General features: G+C 42.3%; 26 protein-coding genes. 24 read left to right on the top strand and 2 right to left on the bottom strand.

The annotated features are described in order from the left end of the window. The first annotated feature begins 262 nt into the window (after nt 1–262). The 15 genes from HT703_RS01555 (at nt 263) to pflA (ending at nt 15,445) form a co-directional block, all read left to right on the top strand. Nucleotides 263–1,036 carry a TatD family hydrolase gene (locus HT703_RS01555; protein WP_000575640.1) on the top strand — a complete coding sequence of 258 codons (774 nt, stop codon included), beginning with the start codon at nt 263–265 and terminating at the stop codon, nt 1,034–1,036. Further along, a complete protein-coding gene (rnmV, locus tag HT703_RS01550) occupies nt 1,036–1,596 on the top strand; it encodes a ribonuclease M5 (RefSeq protein WP_000660020.1) in 561 nt (186 codons plus the stop codon). The genes HT703_RS01555 and rnmV overlap by 1 nt, the downstream gene beginning before the upstream one ends. 71 nt (nt 1,597–1,667) lie before the next feature. Then, entirely contained in the window at nt 1,668–2,567 is a 900-nt protein-coding gene (locus tag HT703_RS01545) for a helix-turn-helix domain-containing protein (protein ID WP_172929873.1), read from the top strand. Nucleotides 2,568–3,639: 1,072 nt separating this feature from the next. After that, a complete protein-coding gene (locus HT703_RS01540) occupies nt 3,640–5,670 on the top strand; it encodes a bacteriocin-associated integral membrane family protein (RefSeq protein ID WP_172929871.1) in 2,031 nt (676 codons plus the stop codon). 1 nt (nt 5,671) lies between these two features. After that, complete coding sequence (locus tag HT703_RS01535; RefSeq protein ID WP_023936708.1) at nt 5,672–6,313, top strand: ABC transporter ATP-binding protein; 642 nt, start codon at nt 5,672–5,674, stop codon at nt 6,311–6,313. Beyond that, nucleotides 6,306–6,599, top strand: a complete 294-nt coding sequence (locus tag HT703_RS01530; RefSeq protein ID WP_000333262.1) for a hypothetical protein — start codon at nt 6,306–6,308, stop codon at nt 6,597–6,599. The genes HT703_RS01535 and HT703_RS01530 overlap by 8 nt, the downstream gene beginning before the upstream one ends. Nucleotides 6,600–6,886: 287 nt before the next feature. After that, entirely contained in the window at nt 6,887–7,759 is an 873-nt protein-coding gene (gene rsmA / locus HT703_RS01525) for a 16S rRNA (adenine(1518)-N(6)/adenine(1519)-N(6))-dimethyltransferase RsmA (RefSeq protein ID WP_172929870.1), read from the top strand. Between the two features lies 1 nt (nt 7,760). Beyond that, nucleotides 7,761–8,639, top strand: coding sequence for a ribosome small subunit-dependent GTPase A (rsgA, locus tag HT703_RS01520; protein WP_001161966.1), 879 nt, complete (start codon nt 7,761–7,763; stop codon nt 8,637–8,639). A gap of 10 nt (nt 8,640–8,649) precedes the next feature. Then, nucleotides 8,650–9,306 carry a ribulose-phosphate 3-epimerase gene (gene rpe, locus HT703_RS01515; protein WP_000085015.1) on the top strand — a complete coding sequence of 219 codons (657 nt, stop codon included), beginning with the start codon at nt 8,650–8,652 and terminating at the stop codon, nt 9,304–9,306. Next, nucleotides 9,269–9,931 carry a thiamine diphosphokinase gene (locus HT703_RS01510; RefSeq protein ID WP_000006132.1) on the top strand — a complete coding sequence of 221 codons (663 nt, stop codon included), beginning with the start codon at nt 9,269–9,271 and terminating at the stop codon, nt 9,929–9,931. The genes rpe and HT703_RS01510 overlap by 38 nt, the downstream gene beginning before the upstream one ends. Before the next feature lies 1 nt (nt 9,932). Beyond that, nucleotides 9,933–11,189 carry a DNA recombination protein RmuC gene (locus HT703_RS01505; RefSeq protein WP_023936714.1) on the top strand — a complete coding sequence of 419 codons (1,257 nt, stop codon included), beginning with the start codon at nt 9,933–9,935 and terminating at the stop codon, nt 11,187–11,189. Further along, a complete protein-coding gene (locus HT703_RS01500; RefSeq protein WP_000703190.1) occupies nt 11,179–12,123 on the top strand; it encodes a 3'-5' exoribonuclease YhaM family protein in 945 nt (314 codons plus the stop codon). The genes HT703_RS01505 and HT703_RS01500 overlap by 11 nt, the downstream gene beginning before the upstream one ends. 263 nt (nt 12,124–12,386) lie before the next feature. Beyond that, nucleotides 12,387–13,214: a pur operon repressor gene (gene purR / locus HT703_RS01495; RefSeq protein WP_000776875.1), complete on the top strand. Its 828-nt coding sequence runs from the start codon at nt 12,387–12,389 to the stop codon at nt 13,212–13,214. Between the two features lie 60 nt (nt 13,215–13,274). Next, nucleotides 13,275–14,525, top strand: coding sequence for a diaminopimelate decarboxylase (locus HT703_RS01490; RefSeq protein WP_023936717.1), 1,251 nt, complete (start codon nt 13,275–13,277; stop codon nt 14,523–14,525). 125 nt (nt 14,526–14,650) lie between these two features. Continuing rightward, nucleotides 14,651–15,445, top strand: a complete 795-nt coding sequence (pflA, locus tag HT703_RS01485) for a pyruvate formate-lyase-activating protein (protein WP_001288274.1) — start codon at nt 14,651–14,653, stop codon at nt 15,443–15,445. 72 nt (nt 15,446–15,517) lie between these two features. Here pflA and yidC read toward each other — a convergent pair whose 3' ends face one another. Continuing rightward, nucleotides 15,518–16,444: a membrane protein insertase YidC gene (gene yidC, locus HT703_RS01480; protein ID WP_000835945.1), complete on the bottom strand. Its 927-nt coding sequence runs from the start codon at nt 16,442–16,444 to the stop codon at nt 15,518–15,520. A gap of 77 nt (nt 16,445–16,521) precedes the next feature. Further along, nucleotides 16,522–16,800 carry an acylphosphatase gene (locus HT703_RS01475; RefSeq protein ID WP_001174613.1) on the bottom strand — a complete coding sequence of 93 codons (279 nt, stop codon included), beginning with the start codon at nt 16,798–16,800 and terminating at the stop codon, nt 16,522–16,524. 33 nt (nt 16,801–16,833) lie between these two features. On the opposite strand from HT703_RS01475, the gene HT703_RS01470 reads away from it, so the two are divergent. The 9 genes from HT703_RS01470 (at nt 16,834) to HT703_RS01430 (ending at nt 23,295) form a co-directional block, all read left to right on the top strand. Continuing rightward, a complete protein-coding gene (locus tag HT703_RS01470) occupies nt 16,834–17,574 on the top strand; it encodes an RNA methyltransferase (protein WP_172929869.1) in 741 nt (246 codons plus the stop codon). Between the two features lie 54 nt (nt 17,575–17,628). After that, nucleotides 17,629–18,312 (top strand): Bax inhibitor-1/YccA family protein, encoded by a 684-nt coding sequence (locus HT703_RS01465; RefSeq protein ID WP_001016920.1) that lies wholly within the window; start codon nt 17,629–17,631, stop codon nt 18,310–18,312. A gap of 111 nt (nt 18,313–18,423) precedes the next feature. Continuing rightward, on the top strand, nt 18,424–19,416 hold the full coding sequence (gene asnA, locus HT703_RS01460) for an aspartate--ammonia ligase (RefSeq protein WP_172929868.1): 993 nt from the start codon (nt 18,424–18,426) through the stop codon (nt 19,414–19,416). A 64-nt stretch (nt 19,417–19,480) separates the two neighbouring features. Next, the gene (gene rsmD / locus HT703_RS01455; protein WP_050262004.1) at nt 19,481–20,020 is read left to right on the top strand and encodes a 16S rRNA (guanine(966)-N(2))-methyltransferase RsmD; all 540 of its coding nucleotides are present in this window, start codon (nt 19,481–19,483) and stop codon (nt 20,018–20,020) included. After that, a complete protein-coding gene (gene coaD, locus HT703_RS01450; RefSeq protein WP_138704216.1) occupies nt 20,010–20,498 on the top strand; it encodes a pantetheine-phosphate adenylyltransferase in 489 nt (162 codons plus the stop codon). The genes rsmD and coaD overlap by 11 nt, the downstream gene beginning before the upstream one ends. Beyond that, nucleotides 20,482–21,519, top strand: coding sequence for a SepM family pheromone-processing serine protease (locus HT703_RS01445; RefSeq protein WP_031233667.1), 1,038 nt, complete (start codon nt 20,482–20,484; stop codon nt 21,517–21,519). Before coaD ends, HT703_RS01445 begins: the two co-directional genes overlap by 17 nt. A gap of 57 nt (nt 21,520–21,576) precedes the next feature. Continuing rightward, entirely contained in the window at nt 21,577–21,807 is a 231-nt protein-coding gene (locus tag HT703_RS01440; protein ID WP_023933289.1) for a DUF1146 family protein, read from the top strand. A 23-nt stretch (nt 21,808–21,830) separates the two neighbouring features. Beyond that, on the top strand, nt 21,831–23,114 hold the full coding sequence (gene murA, locus HT703_RS01435; RefSeq protein ID WP_172929867.1) for a UDP-N-acetylglucosamine 1-carboxyvinyltransferase: 1,284 nt from the start codon (nt 21,831–21,833) through the stop codon (nt 23,112–23,114). Continuing rightward, nucleotides 23,107–23,295 (top strand): DNA-directed RNA polymerase subunit beta, encoded by a 189-nt coding sequence (locus HT703_RS01430; protein ID WP_166727520.1) that lies wholly within the window; start codon nt 23,107–23,109, stop codon nt 23,293–23,295. The genes murA and HT703_RS01430 overlap by 8 nt, the downstream gene beginning before the upstream one ends. Nucleotides 23,296–23,306: the final 11 nt, after the last annotated feature.

Here is a 23,306-nt window from a genome sequence, read left to right as displayed (position 1 = left end):
TAGAACTGACGAAGTCAGTCACATATATACGGCAAGGCGACGTTGACACGGTTTGAAGAGATTTTCGAAGAGTATTAGATGAATAGGGAGGTTCTATCAATATAGCCAATCTCTTCCGTCTCTAACTGTGGGACAGGAGATGGGTAATATCGAGTAGAAAAGCTAGCAGAATAGTTCTATTGAAGAGAGGAGGGAAACCGAAAAATTGGGTGCCCCTCCTCTTTTTTGGTATAATAGAAGATAGGAAACGAGGTTAGAAGAGATGATTTTTGATACACATACACACTTGAATGTAGAAGAATTTGCAGGTCGTGAGGCAGAAGAAATTGCCTTGGCTGTTGAGATGGGTGTGACACAGATGAATATTGTTGGTTTTGATAAACCGACGATTGAGCGTGCCTTGGACTTGGTAGATGAGTATGACCAACTCTATGCGACTATTGCTTGGCATCCGACAGAAGCAGGGACTTACACAGAGGAGATTGAAGACTACCTGCTTGATAAGCTCAAGCATCCCAAGGTAGTTGCCTTGGGTGAAATTGGCTTAGACTACCATTGGATGACAGCGCCCAAAGAGGTGCAGGAGCAGGTTTTTCGCCGTCAGATTCAGCTATCTAAGGCCTTGAATCTGCCTTTTGTTGTTCATACCCGTGATGCGTTGGAAGATACCTATGAGATTATCAAGAGTGAGGGAGTTGGTCCTCGTGGTGGTATCATGCATTCTTTCTCAGGAACTCTTGAATGGGCAGAGAAGTTTGTCGCGCTTGGTATGAGCATTTCCTTTTCAGGAGTGGTGACTTTTAAGAAGGCAACTGACCTCCAAGAAGCAGCTAAAGAGTTACCTTTGGACAAGATTTTGGTGGAAACAGATGCGCCTTACCTGGCTCCTGTACCTAAGCGTGGTCGCGAAAATAAAACAGCCTATACTCGCTATGTGGTCGACTTTATTGCGGACTTGCGTGGCATGACGGCAGAAGAGCTGGCGGCGGCAACGACTGCAAATGCAGAGCGCATTTTTGGATTGGACAGCAAGTAATGAAAGAAAAAATTTCCCAAGTCCTCGTGGTCGAAGGTCGCGATGATACGGCTAATCTCAAACGTTATTTCGATGTAGAGACCTATGAGACCCGAGGTTCTGCCATCAATGACCAGGACATAGAGCGGATTCAGCGCCTGCACCAAGGTCATGGAGTCATTGTCTTTACAGACCCAGATTTTAACGGGGAGCGGATTCGGCGCATGATTATGACGGCTATTCCAACAGTTCAGCATGCCTTCCTCAAACGAGATGAAGCTGTTCCCAAGTCCAAGAACAAAGGCCATTCCCTGGGAATTGAGCATGCCAGTTATGAAGATTTGAAAACGGCTCTAGCTCAGGTGACAGAACAATTTGAACAGGAGAGTCAGTTTGACATCAGTCGTAGCGACTTGATTCGCCTTGGTTTTCTAGCAGGGGCAGACAGCCGTAAGCGAAGAGAATATCTAGGAGAGGATCTCCGAATTGGCTATTCCAACGGCAAGCAACTCCTCAAACGCCTAGAGTTGTTTGGGGTCACCTTGGCAGAAGTGGAAGAAGCTATGAAATCTTATGAGTAGGACAGATGTAGCCGTTACAATTTTTTAAGTTTCATAGTATTTTTCGAAGCAGGTAGAAGAGGAGGCGTCTGATGTTAATTGGTCAAAAAATTAAAGAGATTCGGATAGAGAAAGGAATTAGTCGTCTAGATTTTTGTGGAGATGAGCAAGAACTGACAGTTCGTCAACTGTCGCGAATTGAAAGTGGAGCTTCGCAACCGAGTTTGCCCAAGTTAGACTATATTGCTCGCCGGCTAGGAGTTCCAGCTTATAGCCTTATGCCGGATTTTTCAGCTCTTCCTTCTGCTTATTTAGAATTGAAATACCAGATTTTACGTGAACCAATCTATGGTAAAGAAGAGGAGTATGATAAGAAAGAAGCGTGTTTGGAAGAGATTTATAAAACATACTTTGATAATCTTCCTAAAGAGGAACAATTAGCATGTGAAGTATTGCAGGCATGTTTGGATACTTCTAGAACTATAAGGCCTGAATATGCAGAGTTAATACTTGAGGAATATATGCCTCAGATTATAGAAAAAGAAGCTTATTCAATAAATGATATGTTGTTGATTCGTTTGTTTTTTTATCAAATGCTCATTAGAAACGATCTTGCCAAATTTGTGAATCAAATCGAAAAGCTAATGTTCTTTCTTTTAGAACAGAAGAAGGTAACTCAATTAGAAAACTTCTTTATAATTAGAGATACTCTTATTTCAGGAATGTGTTGTCTTGAAAAGGTAGGAGTAACTGATTGTTTTAATGATTATCTATCGTGTTTACAAGAAATTATGGATAAAACTCAAGATTATCAAAAGAAACCTCTTGTATTTATGTTTTTGTGGAAGCAAGCATTAAGAGAAGAAAGAGATTTTAGTTTAGCTGAATCATTTTATCAGTCTTCTAAAACATTTGCGCAGCTAATTGGAGATGAATTTCTAGTAAAGAAATTGACAGAGGAATGGCAAGAGGATGTCAAAAAATATTTATAAACATAGTGAATCAGTGACAAAAATGTCCCTGTTCTCGCATCAAAACAGTTCTAAAGTTCGTCTTTAGAGCTATTTTTTTAGATATAAGCTAAAAATGACACGAAATGGTTAGATTTTAAGGACATTGATGTCCTTGGAGTTTATTTAAGAATAATTTATAATTAATTAAAATGTGAAAGGAGATTACAGTATGAACTTTTCTATTTTATTTAGTTACTTGGTGGTTTAAATAAAATTCAATCTACTATAGTAAAATATCTAAAAAATTCGATTTTTTCTTTGACAACAAATAATAAAAATGATATTCTTATCATATAAGAAATCGGTTTCAAAAAAAGAGAGAGGAGAATTTATTTTGTTGCTATGAAAAAATTAAAAAAATACCTTCCATTCTTTTTCTGTCTACTATACCTAATACACGGAATACTTGATTTATCAACTTTAAATATTTTAGGTGCAATCTTTAAAATTATAATTAGTACTTTGGGTATAATAGTTACATATCCGTTTTATAAAGAAGGAAACGAATAATTTAAAGAAATAATTCTGTACTCAGTCTTATTTAGTTGTTCTCATAGTAGTAGGAATAATCCGTGTTTACCATTTGCGAGTAATAAACAATAATCCTAAAAAAGTCTCTGACAACTAGTGATTGATTTTTCTCGGATTAGTTTCACACAATTGTTTATACGAATGATTGGAGATTATGTTAAATTTACTTTGTGGTATTTTGCAATCAGAGTACATCAAATAGGCACCTTTTTATGTGTCCTTCGTTTTATAATAGGGTAAGAATATTTATAAACATAGTGAAGCAATGACAAAAATGTCCTTGTTCTAGCATTGAAACAGTTCTAAAGTTCGTCTTTAGGACTGTTTTTTTAGATATAAGCTAAAAATAATATGAAAGAATTAGATTTTAAGGACATTGATGTCCTTGATAGTTCCTGAAAAAACGGATATAATATATTTGAAGATGTTGCTAGTAGAAAGAACTTAATAAACTTCTTAACATGGCAGTGACTGTGGTCACCTTCTCACTAAGTGACCAAGTAACTTTTTGGAGGAAATGATGAAACGCTTATTTATTTTGATTTCAATGGTATTGGTATCGCTTTATATGGTGATAACTTCTGTTGACCATCGAGAAGAGATTTTATTTGGTAACTATCCCTCTGTTGATGTGATGGGTACTGGGCTAGACCAATCAGTAGCTGATCGAGAAAAACTGACAGAGGCTTTGAGTCACTTGGCGGTAGAGCACAATAGTCTCATCGCTCGTCGAATTGTTGAGCCAAATGAAGCTGGAGAAACACGCTTTACCTATGCCACTTATGGTGAGGGAGAGCTTCCAGAAGGTTTGACCATTTCCTCCAAGGAGAGTGCAGAAACGAGTGATTTATTAGGGTCTTACTTGATTGTATCAGGAAGTTTGGATGGAGTGAGCTTACAGACCACCTTGAAAGAGCTTGGTTATCAAGGCTTTGTTTCGAATGGAGAAGATCCATTTTCGATAGTCTTACTATTGACGGCCACCCCTATGGTGCTACTGAGTTTAGCTATTTTTCTGCTGACCTTTATGAGTCTGACCCTGATTTATCGGATCAAATCCCTTCGTCAGGCAGGGATTCGCTTAATAGCTGGTGAGAGCTTGTTTGGAGTTGCTCTCAGACCAGTGTTAGAAGATGTGAGACAGCTTATCTGCTCAGTGCTGGTATCCAGTCTTTTGGGATTGGGGATTCTCTGGTATCAAGGTGCCTTGTTTATGGCAACGGTGCAACTGGTCATCATTGCTCTTCTACTTTATGGATTGACTTTGGCAGGGATTTCTACCTTACTAAGTGTCGTCTATCTACTTGGTTTACAGGAAAATAGTCTGGTGGATCTATTGAAAGGGAAACTCCCTCTCAAACGTATGCTGACATTGATGATGGTGGGGCAACTCTTAGCCGTACTGGTGGTCGGATCGAGTGCGACTGCTCTCCTACCCCACTACCGTGAAATGCAGGAGATGGAGAGAGCTAGCGATAAATGGAGCCAGTCCTCAGACCGTTACCGTCTATCCTTTGGTTGGTCTAGTGCATTTGCCGATGAAGAAGGAATGCGTAAGGATAATCGTGAGTGGCAGACATTTACTGAAGAACGGTTAGCCAATACAGACTCTTTTTATATTATGAGCAATGTTGACAATTTCTCAGATGGAGCAGAAGTGGACCTAGATGGCAATCGTCTCAGTGACTACACACCGTCAGGGAATGCTATCTATGTCTCACCGCGCTATCTGATAGAAGAAAAGATTACCGTTTCTTCAGAGTTTATGGACAAGATGCAAAACTTGTCTGAGGGAGAGTTTGGGCTGATTTTGCCTGAGAGCTTGCGAGAGCAGTCTGCCTACTACCAAGGATTGTTTACAGATTACCTGCAAAGATTTTCATCTGAAAGTGTAGAGGCGACGAGTCAGAAACACTACCTCCCACAGGTAAGGCTAGCTTTTACAGAAATAGGACAGGAACGTTTCCTCTATAATGATGGGTACAAGACAACACGCCAGTACCTAAAAGATCCGATTATTGTAGTTCTAACGCCGCAAGCGACTGGAACAAGACCTGTTGCAGGGATGTTGTGGGGAACTACGGCTAATAGTGCCTTGAAACTAGATCGATATGGAGACAGCATCACAGCTCTAAAAGAGCAAGGTCTGTATCACAAGGTTTCTTACTTGGTAAAAAGCCAGCTATTTTTTGCCAAGGTACTAAATGACAAACGGGTGGAGTTTTACTCTCTCCTTATTGGGACGATTTTGACCCTGTCTACGGCTATCTTGTTATTTGATTCCATGAATCTTCTCTATTTTGAGCAGTTCAGACGGGAGCTTATGATTAAACGTCTTGCTGGTATGACAATTTATGAGCTTCATGGCAAGTACTTGCTGGCGCAAGGAGGGGTTCTCTTGCTTGGCCTAATCCTATCTAGTGTTTTGACAGGAGATAGCTTGATTAGCGCTCTAGTTGTAGCTTTATTTACGCTTAACGCTCTGTTGATTTTAGTAAGGCAGGACAAAAAAGAAGAAGCTGGTAGCATGGCAGTATTGAAAGGAAAATAAGATGATTGATATTCAAGGATTGGAAAAGAAATTTAATGACCGCGCGATTTTCTCTGGTTTGAATCTCAAGCTGGAGAAGGGCAAGGTCTATGCCTTAATCGGGAAGAGTGGGAGCGGAAAGACGACGCTGCTGAATATCTTGGGAAAGCTAGAAAAGATAGATGGTGGAAGGGTTCTCTATCAGGGGAAAGATTTAAAAACCATTCCCACTCGTGAGTATTTTCGAGACCAGATGGGCTATCTCTTTCAAAATTTTGGCCTCTTAGAAAACCAATCAATCAAAGAGAATTTGGATTTGGGCTTTGTTGGTCAGAAAATCTCAAAAGTAGAACGTTTGGAAAGGCAAGTGGAGGCTTTAGAAAAGGTTAATCTAGGATATTTGGATTTGGAACAAAAAATTTATACTTTATCTGGGGGAGAGGCTCAGCGAGTTGCCCTTGCGAAGACTATTTTGAAAAATCCACCCTTGATTTTGGCAGATGAACCAACAGCAGCTCTTGATCCTGAAAATTCAGAGGAGGTTATGAATCTCTTGGTGGATTTGAAAGATGAAAATCGAATGATCATCATTGCGACCCATAATCCCCTAGTCTGGAATAAGGCCGATGAAATCATTGATATGAGGAAACTTGCTCATGTGTGAAAAAATCCGTATTCGCAGGGTATCTGATTATCCGAGTGCCAGAGGTGGTTTAGAAGATATTCTCATCATGGAAAACATGACCAATCACCTCCTTTTGGTTCAAATCCGAGTGAATGGCTATTTGCTTGATTTTGCTAGTATTGAAGGGCAAAGGCAAAAGCATTATCGTTTGAAAAATTTACCTCAAACGGTTGAACTGACAGTGGACGATGTGGAGGAGGATGTAGATTTGACCCTACCTGAAAATCGAAGTTATCAAGAAGCTGATTTTTTTGATACTCAATGAAAATCAAAGAGCAAACTAGGAAGCTAGCCGCAGGCTGCTCAAAGCACTGCTTTGNNGACTGACGAAGTCAGTTACATATATCTACGGCAAGGTGAAGCTGACGTGGTTTGAAGAGATTTTCGAAGAGTATGAACGTATGTTTCGAGAGAACCGCTAAGTCCCCTTTTAAAGATTTTCAAGACTATCTTTCTTCACGAGGAAAGATAGTTTTTTGGTATGATTTTCACCCCCAAAATACAAGGGGAATGTGTTACAATAGTAGTAACAGATAATAGAAAAGAGAATAGATGAGAATTGCAGATTATAGCGTGACCAAGGCAGTGCTGGAGCGTCACGGTTTTACCTTTAGAAAGTCCTTTGGGCAAAATTTCCTGACGGATACCAATATCCTTCAAAAGATTGTGGATACGGCTGAGATTGATGACCAGGTCAATGTCATCGAAATCGGGCCAGGTATTGGTGCCTTGACGGAGTTTCTGGCTGAGTGTGCAGCCCAAGTCATGGCTTTTGAGATTGACCACCGTTTGGTGCCAATTTTGGCAGATACCTTGCGTGATTTTGATAATGTGACCGTGGTCAACGAGGACATTCTCAAGGTCGATTTGGCGAAATATATCCAGAATTTTAAAAATCCTGACTTGCCAATCAAGGTAGTGGCTAATTTGCCCTACTACATCACGACGCCTATTCTCATGCACTTGATTGAGAGTGGCATTCCTTTTAGTGAGTTTGTCGTCATGATGCAAAAAGAAGTGGCGGATCGCATCTCCGCTCAACCAAATACCAAGGCTTATGGTAGCTTGTCGATTGCGGTGCAGTATTACATGACAGCCAAGGTTGCCTTTATCGTGCCTCGTACGGTATTTGTGCCAGCGCCAAACGTGGACTCTGCTATTTTGAAAATGGTGCGCCGTCCAGAGCCAGCTGTAGAAGTAGAAGATGAGAACTTCTTCTTTAAGGTTTCCAAGGCTAGTTTCACCCATCGCCGCAAGACCTTATGGAATAACCTGACAGGTTACTTTGGCAAGACTGAGGAAGTCAAGGACAAGCTGACCAAGGCTTTGGATCAAGCAGGCTTGTCACCAAGTGTGCGTGGGGAAGCTCTCAGCTTGGAAGAGTTTGCCAGTCTAGCAGATGCACTTAAAGGGCAAGGGCTCTAAGATGCAGGGACAAATCATTAAAGCCTTGGCAGGTTTCTACTATGTGGAGAGTGATGGCCAGGTTTATCAAACACGCGCGCGTGGGAATTTCCGTAAAAAAGGCCATACCCCTTATGTTGGGGACTGGGTAGATTTCTCTGCCGAGGAAAATTCAGAAGGCTATATCCTCAAAATTCACGAACGGAAAAACAGTCTGGTTCGTCCGCCTATTGTCAATATCGATCAAGCTGTAGTAATCATGTCCGTCAAGGAACCTGATTTTAACAGCAATTTGCTGGATCGTTTCTTGGTTCTTTTGGAACACAAGGGCATCCATCCCATCGTCTATATTTCCAAAATGGATTTGTTGGAAGATGGGGGAGAACTGGATTTTTATAAACAGACTTATGGTGACATCGGCTATGACTTTGTGACCAGTAAAGAGGAACTCCTGCCTTTGTTAACAGATAAGATTACAGTCTTTATGGGGCAGACAGGTGTTGGTAAGTCAACCCTTCTCAATAAAATCGCACCAGACCTCAATCTTGAAACAGGAGAAATTTCAGACAGTCTGGGTCGCGGGCGCCACACTACTCGAGCAGTTAGTTTTTACAATCTTAATGGGGGTAAAATCGCAGATACACCAGGCTTTTCATCACTGGATTATGAAGTAACAACGGCTGAAGACCTCAATCAGGCTTTCCCAGAGATTGCTACTGTTAGTCGAGACTGCAAATTCCGCACTTGTACCCATACCCATGAGCCGTCTTGTGCAGTGAAACCAGCAGTTGAAGAGGGTGTCATTGCGTCCTTTCGTTTTGACAACTACCTGCAATTCCTCAGTGAGATTGAAAATCGCAGAGAAACCTATAAAAAAGTCAGCAAAAAAATTCCAAAATAAGGAGAAACCTATGTCTCAATACAAGATTGCTCCGTCAATTCTGGCAGCAGATTATGCCAACTTTGAACGTGAAATCAAACGCCTAGAAGCAACTGGGGCAGAATATGCCCATATTGATATTATGGACGGTCACTTTGTACCACAAATCAGTTTTGGTGCGGGTGTGGTCGAATCTCTTCGCCCTCATAGCAAGATGGTTTTCGATTGCCACTTGATGGTGTCAAACCCTGAGCATCATTTAGAGGACTTTGCGCGTGCAGGTGCGGATATTATCAGTATCCATGTGGAAGCAACGCCTCATATTCATGGTGCCCTCCAAAAGATTCGTTCACTCGGTGTCAAGCCTTCAGTCGTTATCAATCCTGGTACACCAGTTGAAGCGATTAAGCATGTGCTTCATCTAGTTGACCAAGTCCTAGTCATGACAGTTAACCCTGGATTTGGTGGGCAAGCCTTTCTACCAGAGACCATGGATAAGGTCCGTGAGTTGGTTGCTCTTCGTCAGGAAAAAGGTTTGAAATTTGAGATTGAAGTGGATGGTGGGATTGATGATAAAACGATTGCTCAAGCCAAAGAAGCTGGTGCGACCGTTTTTGTAGCAGGTTCCTATGTCTTTAAGGGAGATGTCAATGAGCGAGTACAAACTCTCAGAAAACAACTGGACTAGGGTTGCCGTTTTTGCAGGCGGAGACCGTGGTCATTATCGGACGGACTTTGATGGTTTTGTTGGTGTGGATCGGGGCTCGCTATGGGTCCTGGAAGAAAACCTTCCTATTGCTCTAGCAGTCGGAGATTTTGATTCTGTGACGGAAGAAGAGCGACAGTTGATTCAAAAACGTGCCCAGCATTTTGTCCAAGCCCGACCAGAAAAAGATGATACAGATTTGGAATTGGCTCTCTTAACCATCTTTGAGCAAAATCCTCAGGCTGAGGTTACTATTTTCGGTGCTTTGGGTGGTCGTATTGATCATATGCTGGCTAATGTCTTTCTGCCCAGCAATCCCAAGTTGGCTCCCTATATGCGTCAAATAGAAATTGAAGATGGGCAAAATTTGATTGCCTATTGTCCAGAAGGGACCAGTCAGCTAGAACCTCGTTCAGACTACGACTATCTAGCCTTTATGCCGGTTCGGGATAGCCAGCTGACTATTATTGGTGCCAAGTATGAGTTGACAGAGGAAAATTTTTTCTTTAAAAAAGTGTACGCTTCTAACGAATATATAGATAGGGAAGTTTCGGTGACTTGCCCAGATGGCTATGTGGTCGTGCTGCATAGTAAGGACAGGAGGTAGGATGGAAAGTTTACTTGTTCTATTATTGATTACCAACCTAGCTGGACTCTTTCTGATTTGGCAAAGGCAGGATAAGCAGGAGAAACATCTCAGCAAGAGCTTGGAGGATCAGGCAGATAATCTTTCAGATCAGCTGGATTATCGCTTTGAGCAAGCCCGACAAGCCAGGCAGTTAGATCAAAAAGACTTGGAAGTGGCTGTCAGCGATCGTTTGCAAGAAGTGCGAATCGAATTGTACCAAGGTCTGACTCAGGTCCGTCAAGAAATGACAGATAATCTCCTCCAAACCAGAGACAAGACCGACCAACGTCTCCAAGCCTTGCAGGAATCAAATGAGCAACGTTTGGAACAAATGCGCCAGACAGTCGAGGAAAAGTTAGAAAAGACCTTGCAGACACGCTTACAGGCCTCCTTTGAGACAGTTTCCAAACAACTGGAGTCTGTCAATCGTGGCCTTGGAGCAATGCAGACAGTTGCCCGTGATGTCGGCGCCCTCAACAAGGTTCTCTCTGGAACCAAGACGAGAGGGATTCTGGGAGAATTGCAACTGGGGCAAATCATCGAAGACATCATGACCCCTGCCCAGTATGAACGAGAATATGCAACGGTTGAAAACTCCAGTGAACGAGTGGAGTATGCCATTAAGTTACCTGGACAGGGTGATCAGGAATATGTATACCTACCGATTGACTCCAAGTTTCCTTTGGCTGATTATTACCGCTTGGAAGAAGCCTATGAAGCAGGTGATAGGGACGAGATTGAACGCTGTCGTAAATCGCTTTTAGCAAGCGTCAAGCGCTTTGCCAAGGATATCAAGAGCAAGTACATAGCACCGCCTCGGACGACCAATTTTGGAGTCTTGTTTGTTCCGACAGAAGGTCTCTACTCAGAAATCGTCCGCAATCCTATCTTCTTTGATGATTTGAGACGGGAAGAACAGATTATTGTTGCAGGTCCAAGTACCCTATCAGCCCTTCTTAACTCCCTATCAGTTGGATTCAAAACTCTCAATATCCAAAAGAGTGCCGACCATATCAGTAAGACTCTTGCCAGCGTCAAGACCGAGTTTGGCAAGTTTGGTGGTATTCTGGTAAAGGCACAAAAACATCTCCAACATGCCTCTGGCAATATTGATGAATTATTAAACCGTCGTACCACAGCTATCGAGCGGACGCTCCGTCACATTGAGTTGTCAGAAGGTGAGCCTGCGCTTGATCTACTCCATTTCCAAGAAAATGAGGAAGAATATGAAGATTAGTCACATGAAAAAAGATGAGCTGTTTGAAGGTTTTTACTTAATCAAATCAGCTGACCTGAGGCAAACTCGAGCTGGGAAAAACTACCTAGCCTTTACCTTCCAAGATGATAGTGGCGAGATTGAGGGGAAGCTCTGGGATGCCCAACCTCATAACATTGAGGCCTTTACCGCAGGTAGGGTTGTCTACATGAAAGGGCGCCGAGAAGTTTATAACAACACTCCACAGGTCAATCAAATCACTCTCCGCCTGCCGCAAGCTGGTGAACCCAATGACCCAGCTGATTTCAAGGTCAAGCCACCGGTTGATATCAAGGAAATTCGTGACTACATGTCGCAAATGATTTTCAAAATTGAAAATCCTGTCTGGCAACGGATTGTCCGAAATCTCTACACCAAGTATGATAAGGAATTCTACTCCTATCCAGCAGCCAAGACCAACCACCATGCCTTTGAAACAGGCTTGGCCTATCATACGGCGACCATGGTGCGCTTGGCAGATGCCATTAGCAATATTTATCCTCGGCTCAATAAGAGCCTGCTCTATGCGGGAATTATGCTGCATGACTTGGCCAAAGTTATCGAGTTGACGGGACCAGAACAGACTGAGTATACAGTGCGAGGCAATCTTCTTGGACATATCGCTCTCATTGATAGCGAAATTACCAAGACGGTTATGGAGCTCGGCATCGATGATACCAAGGAAGAAGTCGTTTTGCTTCGTCACGTCATCCTCAGTCACCACGGCTTACTTGAGTATGGAAGCCCAGTCCGTCCACGCATTATGGAAGCAGAGATTATTCATATGATTGACAATCTGGATGCCAGCATGATGATGATGTCAACAGCTCTGGCTTTGGTGGATAAAGGAGAGATGACCAATAAAATCTTCGCTATGGACAATCGTTCCTTCTATAAACCAGGTTTAGATTTATAATTTAAGAAAAATGAACATTTTTTAGAATAAGAATGTTCGTTTTTTTCTGTGAATATGGTATAATAAGTAAAAGACAAAAATGAATACTCTTCGAAAATCTCTTCAAACTAGGGTAGTATCGCCTTGTCGTATGTATATATGCAGGTATATTACAGACTTTGTCAGTTCTATCGACAATCTCAAAACAGTGTTTTGAACCACCAGTGACCAGCTTTCTAGTTTGCTTTTTGATTTTTTGAATAAAAATGGAATAGGAAATAGAAATGAAATTAAGAAGAAGTGATCGGATGGTTGTCATTTCCAACTATTTGATTAATCATCCTTATAAACTAACTAGTCTCAATACTTTTGCTGAAAAGTATGAATCTGCTAAATCATCCATCTCAGAAGATATCGTCATTATCAAACGCGCCTTTGAGGAAATCGAAATCGGTCACCTCCAGACTGTGACTGGGGCTGGCGGAGGTGTTATCTTTACACCATCAATCTCAAACCATGATGCTAAGGAAATGGTTGAAGACTTGCGTGCCAAGTTGTCAGAAAGTGACCGTATCTTGCCAGGTGGCTACATCTACCTGTCTGATTTACTTAGCACACCAGCCATCTTGAAAAATATTGGTCGCATTATTGCCAAGAGCTTTATGGATCAAAAAATTGACGCGGTTATGACAGTAGCAACCAAGGGTGTGCCACTTGCAAATGCAGTTGCCAATGTCCTCAATGTCCCTTTTGTCATTGTGCGCCGTGACCTGAAAATTACCGAAGGTTCAACGGTTAGCGTCAACTATGTATCCGGTTCAAGTGGTGACCGTATCGAGAAAATGTTCCTTTCAAAACGGAGTCTCAAGGCAGGTAGCCGTGTCTTGATTGTGGATGATTTCTTGAAAGGCGGCGGAACTGTCAATGGGATGATTAGTCTCTTGCGCGAATTCGACTCAGAATTGGCAGGTGTAGCGGTCTTTGCGGACAATGCCCAAGAAGAACGTGAAAAGCAGTTTGACTACAAGTCACTCTTGAAGGTAACCAATATTGATGTCAAGAACCAAGCCATCGATGTTGAGATTGGTAATATTTTTGACACAGAAGAATAAAGGATAAAGGTTGGAACGGTTGTCCCAGCCTTTCTTTGCAAATAGAATAGAAGGAAACTTATGAAAACACCATTTATTAATAAAGAAGACTTAGAAGCGATTGTAGCCGAGTTCCCAACTCCCTTTCACTTATATGATGAGAAGGGAATTCGTGAGAAGGCAAGAGCCGTCAACCAAGCCTTTTCGTGGAACAAGGGCTTTAAGGAATATTTTGCAGTTAAGGCTACTCCAACCCCAGCTATTTTGAAAATTCTCCAAGAGGAAGGCTGTGGTGTGGACTGCTCTAGTTATGTAGAGCTTTTGATGAGCCATAAACTGGATTTCCCTGGTTCTGAGATTATGTTCTCTTCAAACAATACGCCAGATAAGGAATATGCCTATGCGCGTGAATTAGGTGCGATCATTAACTTGGATGCCTTTGAAGATATTGAACATTTGGAGCGAGCAGCAGGCATTCCAGAAATCATCTCATGTCGTTATAATCCTGGAGGCGTTTTTGAACTGGGGACAGACATTATGGATAATCCTGGGGAGGCTAAGTTTGGTATGACCAAGGATCAACTCTTTGAATCCTTTGCCATCTTGAAGGAAAAAGGAGCCAAGACTTTTGGGATTCACTCCTTTCTAGCATCCAATACTGTCACCCATCTCTATTATCCAGAGTTGGCGCGTCAGCTTTTTGAATTGGCTGTTGAAATCAAGGAAAAACTGGGTATTTCACTAGACTTTATCAATCTTTCCGGGGGTATTGGAGTCAACTATCGTCCTGAGCAGGAGCCAAATGATATCGCCTTGATTGGTGAGGGAGTTCGTAAGGTGTATGAAGAGGTTCTTACTCCAGCAGGTCTTGGTCAGGTCAAGATTTTCACCGAATTGGGTCGTTTTATGCTGGCACCTCACGGTGCTTTAGTCACAAGAGTCACTCATAAGAAGAAAACCTACCGTACCTATCTAGGTGTGGATGCATCAGCAGTCAACCTCATGCGTCCAGCTATGTACGGAGCCTATCACCATATTAGCAACATGACTCATCCAGATGGATCAGTTGAAGTGGTAGATGTGGTTGGTTCACTCTGTGAAAACAATGATAAATTTGCAGTCAATCGCGAACTGCCTTATACAGAAATCGGTGATTTGCTGGTCATTCATGATACAGGTGCCCACGGTTTTTCAATGGGCTACCAGTACAATGCCAAACTTCGTTCTGCGGAAATCCTTTATACTGAAGAAGGCAAAGCCCGTCAAATCCGCCGTGCAGAGCGCCCTGAAGACTATTTTGCAACCTTGTATGGTTTTGATTTTGAAGAATAATCTGAGAATAGATTGAAAATGAAATTGAAAAACAGATTGCTTTCTAAAAAATAGGTAAAAATCTTGTTTTTCCTTCAAGTCGTGATATAATAAAACTATAAAACGTTTTCAAGGAAGGTAACGATATGTCTGAAGAAACAATTGATTATGGACAAGTGACAGGAATGGTGCATTCGACAGAAAGTTTTGGGGCGGTAGATGGCCCTGGTATTCGCTTTATTGTCTTTTTACAGGGCTGTCACATGCGTTGCCAGTATTGCCATAACCCAGATACTTGGGCTATGGAGTCCAATAAATCACGTGAACGGACGGTAGATGATGTCTTGACAGAAGCCTTGCGCTACCGTGGTTTCTGGGGAAATAAGGGCGGGATTACAGTCAGCGGAGGAGAAGCCCTCTTGCAGATTGATTTCCTGATTGCCCTTTTCACCAAGGCTAAGGAACAAGGAATCCACTGTACCTTGGACACCTGTGCCCTTCCTTTCCGTAATAAACCACGTTACCTTGAAAAGTTTGACAAACTCATGGCTGTCACTGACTTGGTTCTCTTAGATATCAAGGAAATCAACGAAGAACAGCACAAGATTGTTACTAGCCAAACCAATAAAAATATCTTGGCCTGTGCCCAGTATCTATCAGATATTGGAAAACCTGTCTGGATTCGCCACGTGCTAGTTCCAGGATTGACAGACAGAGACGATGACTTGATTGAACTTGGTAAGTTCGTCAAGACTCTTAAAAATGTGGATAAGTTTGAAATTCTGCCTTATCACACCATGGGTGAGTTTAAATGGCGTGAATTGGGAATTCCCTATTCCCTCGAAGGGGTTAAACCACCAACAGCAGACCGCGTTAAGAACGCTAAACAACTCATGGATACCGAAAGTTACCAAGACTATACGAAACGTGTACATGGATAGAAAAGAAGCCTGATGGAAACATCGGGCTTTTGACTTGCAAAAAGACTTAGCAAATCAGCTAAGCCTTTCTTCTTATCTCGAACGTTGTTTTCCAGCGTTGCGATTTTTGTGTTTTTTCTTGCTTGTGATAGCAGTTGGTTGTTCAGGGGTAACGTCTTTTCGTCCATTTGGTGTTGAGAAAGCACTTGCTTTTGGTGGGTTCTTGGCTAGTTCTTCACGGACTTTTTTGCGAAGTTTTGGACGAACGATATAGTTGACGATAAACTGTTGGAGAATCATCATGAAACCACCGACAACCCAGTAAAGTGTGACACTAGCTGGTGAGAAGAGGGAGAAGACGACGATCATGAGTGGGCTCATGTAAATCATTTTTTTAATTTGTTCTCTTTGCATTTCATCTTCTACTCCGTGAAGTGAAAGGAGCGATTGAAGATAGTAAAGGACACCAGCGAAGGCAACCAAAATCATACTTGGAGAACCTAGAGGAATGCCTAGGTAGCTTGCTTGAGCAACCCCTTCAGTATGTTGGGCAGCAAAGTAGATAGCAGAGAAGAAAGGCATTTGAAGGAGGATAGGGAAACATCCTACACCACCAAACATGCTGATGCCGTGCTCTTTTTGAGCGGCAAAGAGGGCTTGTTGGGCTTCGAGTTTTTCTTCTTGAGTAGTTGCTTCTTTGAGACGAGTTTGGTGTGGCTCAAGGACGTGCTTGAGGGCATTCATCTTTTCAGAGTGAAGCGTTGCCTTCCATGATTGGTAGATACCAAGTGGCAAGATAATCAAGCGCACGATAATGGTTACGATGATGATAGCGACACCAAAGCCTAGACCTTGATCAGTAGCGAAGTACTTGATAGCTTCAGCCATAGGCGCTCCGATCGTATTCCAAATAAATCCTGTCGGCTGACCTGTGGTTTTATCGACATTGACACAGCCAGTTAAGACAAGCAACATAGCCACTCCCATAGCCGAGAATGCAAAACGTTTAATAGATTTCACTGTTTTTATTCCTTCTTTAAAAATTATACCTTTCTATTCTACTGTTTTTTTACAAAATATACAATAGTTCTGGAGACCTAATTTGCGATTTTAAAGTCAGAGTAGGGAGGAAAGTTGCTTAGTTTGACATCTAAGTAGCTTACTTTTGAAAAAGGTGTCGGTCCTTTTCGGATTTCTTGGATAAATTTTGCCATGATAGCAGATGAGTCTGCTTGGGCTAAGATTTCCACTGTGCCATCGTCGTTATTCCATACCCGACCTGTGATGCCACCGATTTCAAGGGCCAGGCTATAAACACCCCAACGAAAGCCGACTCCCTGCACCCTACCTTGGGCAATCATTCTAACCTTTTGCATACCAAACCCCTTTGATTGTGTTATAATATTTCTATGACTATTATAAGCTCAAAAGCCAATTCTGTGGTAAAAAATGCTAAGAAATTACACCAAAAAAAATACCGCAAGTCTGCCTATTTGATTGAAGGCTGGCACTTGTTTGAAGAAGCTGTCCAAGCTGGAGTGACGATTGAGAAAATCTTTGCCCTAGAAAGTTACCGAAATCAGTTAGCTGCTTTTCCGCAAACTATCTGGGTGTCAGAGGATATTTTACTAGATTTGGCGGATTCTCAGACTCCACAGGGAATCGTTGCGGTGGTTCAAAAAGAAGAAGTAGGACAAGCTGACTTTAGTCAGGGCAAGTTCTTGTTTTTGGAAGATGTGCAAGATCCTGGTAATGTAGGAACCATCATTCGAACTGCGGATGCAGCAGGCTTTACAGGAGTGATTGTTTCAGATAAATCGGCAGATATCTACAGTCTCAAGACCTTACGTTCCATGCAAGGCAGTCATTTTCATCTGCCTATTTACCGGATGACTAGCCAAGCGCTCCTTAAGGAAACCAAAGAGGCAGCTATCCCTGTGCTAGCTACAACCCTATCTAAAGATTCTGTTGATTACAGAGAACTGCCTCCTATAGAAAATTTTGTACTAGTCATGGGAAATGAGGGCCAAGGAATTAGTCCCCTTATGGCTGAAAGTGCAGACCAGTTGGTCCATATTAGCATGAATGGGCAGGCGGAGAGTTTGAATGTTGCCATTGCAGCTGGTATTTTGATTTTCCATTTAAGCTAATTTTAACTTTTTTTGTTATAATCAAGGAAAGATGTTCATAGAAAAGGAGAAAAGATGAATCACACTATTATACATGACCGTGTAGGTCTCAATCAATTTTACGCTAAGGTATATGCCTTTGTTGGTCTGGGAATCGGACTATCTGCTTTGGTATCAGGCCTTATGTTGACGGTCTTTCAGTCTCAGTTGGTTTACTTTTTGATGCAGGGGCGTCTCTGGTTGACCATTGCAACCTTTGCAGAATTGGCCTTGGTTTTCGTTGCCAGTAGCATGGCTTCAAGAAATAGTCCAGCTGCTCTTCCAGTATTTTTGCTATACTCTGTTTTAAACGGTTTTACCCTTAGTTTTGTGGTAGCCTTCTATACTCCGGGTACAGTTTTATCTGCCTTTGTATCGAGCTCCCTTCTCTTCTTTGTCATGGCTGCAGTTGGTATCTTCACCAAGAAAGATTTGAGCGGTCTTGGTCGAGCTATGATGGCGGCTCTGATCGGTTTGATTATTGCTATGATAGTCAATATTTTCTTGTCTAGTGGTTTCTTTGATTATATGATTAGCGTAGCCATGGTTTTGGTTTTTTCAGGGTTGATTGCTTGGGATAACCAAAAGATTCGCCTCGCCTATGAACAATCACAAGGTCGTGTAGCGACAGGCTGGGTGGTGTCAATGGCTCTCAGCATCTATCTTGATTTTATCAATCTTTTCCTAAGTATTCTACGTATCTTTGGTCGCAATGACTAAAAGGTCTATGAAATCAGTGTTTTGAGTGACACTGATTTTTTTAAAATTTTCTCTTTTCTTTTCTTGGAAATAGGTGTATAATATGTTTATTAAATTTTTGAGGAGTTGTCTATGAAGAAAAGTTTTATCCATCAACAAGAAGAAATTTCCTTTGTCAAAAACACTTTTACCCAGTATTTGAAAGATAAGCTAGAAGTTGTCGAAGTTCAAGGTCCTATCTTGAGTAAGGTCGGTGATGGGATGCAGGACAACTTATCAGGTGTGGAGAATGCCGTATCGGTCAAGGTTCTCCAAATCCCTGATGCTACTTATGAAGTGGTGCACTCCCTTGCTAAATGGAAACGCCACACCTTGGCTCGTTTTGGCTTTGGTGAAGGAGAGGGTCTCTTTGTCCACATGAAAGCCCTTCGTCCAGATGAGGATTCCTTGGATGCAACCCACTCTGTTTATGTTGACCAGTGGGACTGGGAGAAGGTTATCCCAAATGGACAACGAAACATTGCCTACCTAAAAGAAACAGTTGAGAAGATTTACAAGGCTATTCGCCTGACTGAGCTAGCTGTTGAAGCCCGTTATGACATCGAGTCTATCTTGCCAAAACAAATCACCTTTATTCATACAGAAGAATTGGTAGAACGCTACCCAGACTTGACACCGAAAGAACGTGAAAATGCGATTTGTAAAGAATTTGGAGCCGTCTTTTTGATTGGTATCGGTGGCGAGTTGCCAGATGGTAAACCGCACGATGGACGTGCACCAGACTATGATGACTGGACAAGCGAGTCTGAAAATGGCTACAAGGGTCTAAATGGTGATATTCTTGTCTGGAATGAATCTCTGGGTGGAGCCTTTGAGTTGTCTTCTATGGGGATTCGTGTAGATGAAGAAACCCTTCGCCGTCAGGTTGCCATCACAGGTGATGAAGACCGCTTGGAATTGGAATGGCACAAGGCTTTGTTGAACGGCCTATTCCCATTGACAATCGGTGGAGGAATTGGACAATCTCGTATGGCCATGTTCCTACTTCGCAAGAGACACATCGGAGAAGTGCAAACAAGTGTTTGGCCTCAAGAAGTCCGCGATACTTACGAAAATATTTTGTAGAGAATCGAACCGCAAGGTTCGGTTTTCTTTCTCTTTTTGTCTATAATTTGGTATAATAAACAGTATGAAAATCGTATCAGGAATCTATGGGGGACGTCCCCTCAAGACACTAGAGGGCAAGACGACAAGGCCTACTTCAGATAAGGTTAGGGGCGCCATTTTTAACATGATTGGTCCCTACTTTGAAGGGGGACGAGTCTTGGACCTTTATGCAGGTAGTGGTGGTTTATCTATCGAAGCAGTATCGCGTGGCATGTCCAGCGCTGTTTTGGTGGAGCGAGACCGTAAGGCTCAGACCATCGTGGCTGAAAATATCCAGATGACCAAGGATGTTGGAAAATTTCAACTCCTCAAGATGGATGCAGAAAGGGCATTGGAGCAGGTATCTGGGGAATTTGACCTTATTTTCTTAGACCCTCCTTATGCCAAGGAACAAATGGTAGCAGATATTGAAAAAATGGCTGAGAGAGAGCTTTTTTCTGAAGATATCATGGTTGTGTGTGAGACGGATAAGGCCGTTGAACTTCCAGAAGAAATTGCCTGCCTGGGTATCTGGAAGGAAAAGATTTATGGAATTAGTAAGGTGACAGTCTATGTCAGATAAGATTGGCTTATTCACAGGCTCATTTGATCCGATGACAAATGGGCATCTGGATATGATTGAACGGGCGAGCAGACTTTTTGATAAGCTCTATGTTGGTATTTTTTTTAATCCCCACAAACAAGGATTTCTCCCTATCGAAAATCGTAAACGGGGGCTAGAAAAGTCTGTGAAACATTTGGAAAATGTTGCAGTCGTGTCTTCTCATGATGAATTGGTGGTCGATGTTGCGAAAAGACTGGGGGCTACTTGCCTAGTGCGAGGCTTGAGAAATGCGTCGGATTTGCAATACGAAGCCAGTTTTGATTACTACAACCATCAGCTGTCTCCTGATATAGAGACTATTTATTTACATAGCCGACCTGAACATCTCTATCTCAGTTCATCAGGTGTTAGAGAGCTATTGAAGTTTGGTCAGGATGTTGCTTGCTATGTTCCCGAGAGTATTTTGGAGGAAATAAGAAATGAAAAAAAAGATTAGATGGCCCTTATATGTCATTGCGGCCTTGATTGTGACCTTCTTGGCATTTGTAGTGCCTTTGCCCTACTATATAGAGGTTCCAGGTGGTTCGGAAGATATTCGCCAAGTTCTTAAAGTCAATGACACAGAAGATAAGGAAGCTGGGGCCTATCAATTCGTTACGGTTGGTGTCCAGCACGCTACTTTAGCCCATATGATTTATGCGTGGTTGACGCCTTTTACAGATATTCGTAGTGCCCAAGAGACTACAGGTGGCTCTTCCGATGTTGAATTTATGCGGATCAATCAATTCTACATGCAAACATCACAAAATATGGCCAAGTATCAAGGGCTAAAAACAGCTGGTAAGGATATCGAGCTCAAGTACTTTGGGGTTTATGTCTTGAATGTGACGGATAATTCAACCTTTAAAGGGATTCTCAATATCTCTGATACGGTCACAGCAGTCAATGATCAGACCTTTGATAGTTCCAAGGACTTGATTGATTACGTCAGTTCTCAACAATTAGGGGACTCCGTCAAGGTGACCTATGAAGAGGATGGGCAAACCAAGTCTGCAGAAGGAAAGATTATCAGCTTGGAAAATGGAAAAAATGGGATTGGAATCGGCTTGATTGATCGTACAGAGGTAATCAGCAATGTCCCAATTAGTTTTTCAACAGCTGGTATTGGCGGCCCAAGTGCTGGTCTCATGTTTAGTCTAGCTATCTATACTCAAATAGCTCACCCAGATCTTCGTAATGGTCGTATTGTTGCTGGTACAGGTACCATTGACCGCGATGGGAATGTGGGGGATATTGGAGGTATTGATAAAAAAGTTGTAGCTTCGGCTAGGGCAGGTGCCGCTATTTTCTTTGCCCCTGATAATCCTGTTAGCGAAGAAGAACAAAAAGCACACCCGGATGCAAAAAACAACTACCAAACAGCCCTAGAAGCATCCAAAACAATCAAGACAGATATGAAAATCGTGCCCGTTAAAACCCTACAAGATGCAATTGATTACTTGAAAAACAATCCATAGATTTTGAGGGGAATTTCCAAACTAGCGCGCAAAAAGAGAAGATGGTATAATAGTCAAATGGTTCAATTATTATTCACTCTAAGCAGTCACATGCTCTTTATTTATGTGAGTTTTTACCTTTTAAAGGATCTTGTTAGATGGGAAAAGGTTTTAAAAGTGACAGCTGAGAATACAAGAAAAGTTCGTTTATTAGTAGGTTTTTTCAGCATTGTAATGGGCTATATCTTGAGTTCTTTCTTTATCAGCCTGTATCATTTGTGGCAAGAAGCGCTTAGAGGATTATTATAAAATCAAGAGTAAAGGAAACGAGTATGGACAAAATTGTGGTTCAAGGTGGCGATAATCGTCTGGTAGGAAGTGTAACCATCGAAGGAGCAAAGAATGCAGTCTTGCCCTTGTTGGCAGCGACTATTCTAGCAAGTGAAGGAAAGACAGTCTTACAGAATGTACCGATCTTGTCGGATGTCTTTATTATGAATCAGGTGGTTGGTGGTTTGAATGCCAAGGTTGACTTTGATGAGGAAGCCCATCTTGTTGAGGTGGATGCTACTGGCGACATCACTGAGGAAGCCCCTTACAAGTATGTCAGCAAGATGCGCGCCTCCATCGTTGTATTAGGGCCAATCCTTGCCCGTGTGGGTCATGCCAAGGTATCCATGCCAGGTGGTTGTACCATTGGTAGCCGTCCTATTGATCTTCATTTGAAAGGTCTGGAAGCTATGGGGGTTAAGATTAGTCAGACAGCTGGTTACATCGAAGCCAAGGCAGAACGCTTGCATGGCGCTCATATCTATATGGACTTTCCAAGTGTTGGTGCAACGCAGAACTTGATGATGGCAGCGACCCTAGCTGATGGGATGACAGTGATTGAAAATGCTGCGCGTGAGCCTGAGATTGTTGACCTAGCCATTCTCCTTAATGAAATGGGAGCTAAGGTTAAGGGTGCTGGTACAGAGACCATTACCATTACCGGTGTTGAGAAACTTCATGGTACGACTCACAATGTAGTCCAAGACCGTATCGAAGCAGGAACCTTTATGGTAGCTGCTGCCATGACTGGTGGTGATGTCTTGATTAAAGATGCTGTCTGGGAGCACAACCGTCCCTTGATTGCCAAATTGCTTGAAATGGGAGTGGAAGTGACGGAGGAGACGGAAGGAATTCGCGTTCGCTCTCAACTAGAAAATCTAAAAGCTGTTCATGTGAAAACCTTGCCCCACCCAGGATTTCCAACAGATATGCAGGCTCAATTTACAGCCTTGATGACAGTCGCAAAAGGGGAATCAACTATGGTGGAGACAGTTTTCGAAAATCGTTTCCAACATCTAGAAGAAATGCGTCGCATGGGCTTGCATTCTGAGATTATCCGTGATACAGCTCGTATTGTTGGTGGTCAACCTTTGCAGGGAGCGGAAGTTCTTTCTACTGACCTTCGTGCCAGTGCAGCCTTGATTTTGACAGGTTTGGTAGCACAGGGAGAAACTGTGGTCGGTAAATTGGTTCACTTGGATAGAGGTTACTACGGTTTCCATGAGAAGTTGGCGCAGCTAGGTGCTAAGATTCAGCGGATTGAGGCAAATGATGAAGATGAATAAGAAATCAAGTTATGTAATCAAGCGTTTACTTCTAGTCATTTTGGTACTGGTTTTAGGTGCTCTAGCCCTAGGTATCGGTCTAATGGTAGGCTATGGAATCTTGGGCAAGGGTCAAGATCCATGGGCCATCCTGTCTCCAGCAAAATGGCAGGAATTGATTCATAAATTTACAGGAAATTAGGCTGGGAGACC

The organism is Streptococcus sp. 3874 (genome assembly GCF_013276425.1).
In the GTDB taxonomy this organism is placed as follows: Bacteria; Bacillota; Bacilli; order Lactobacillales; family Streptococcaceae; genus Streptococcus; species Streptococcus pseudopneumoniae.
This window is presented reverse-complemented; position numbering and strand designations above follow the sequence as displayed.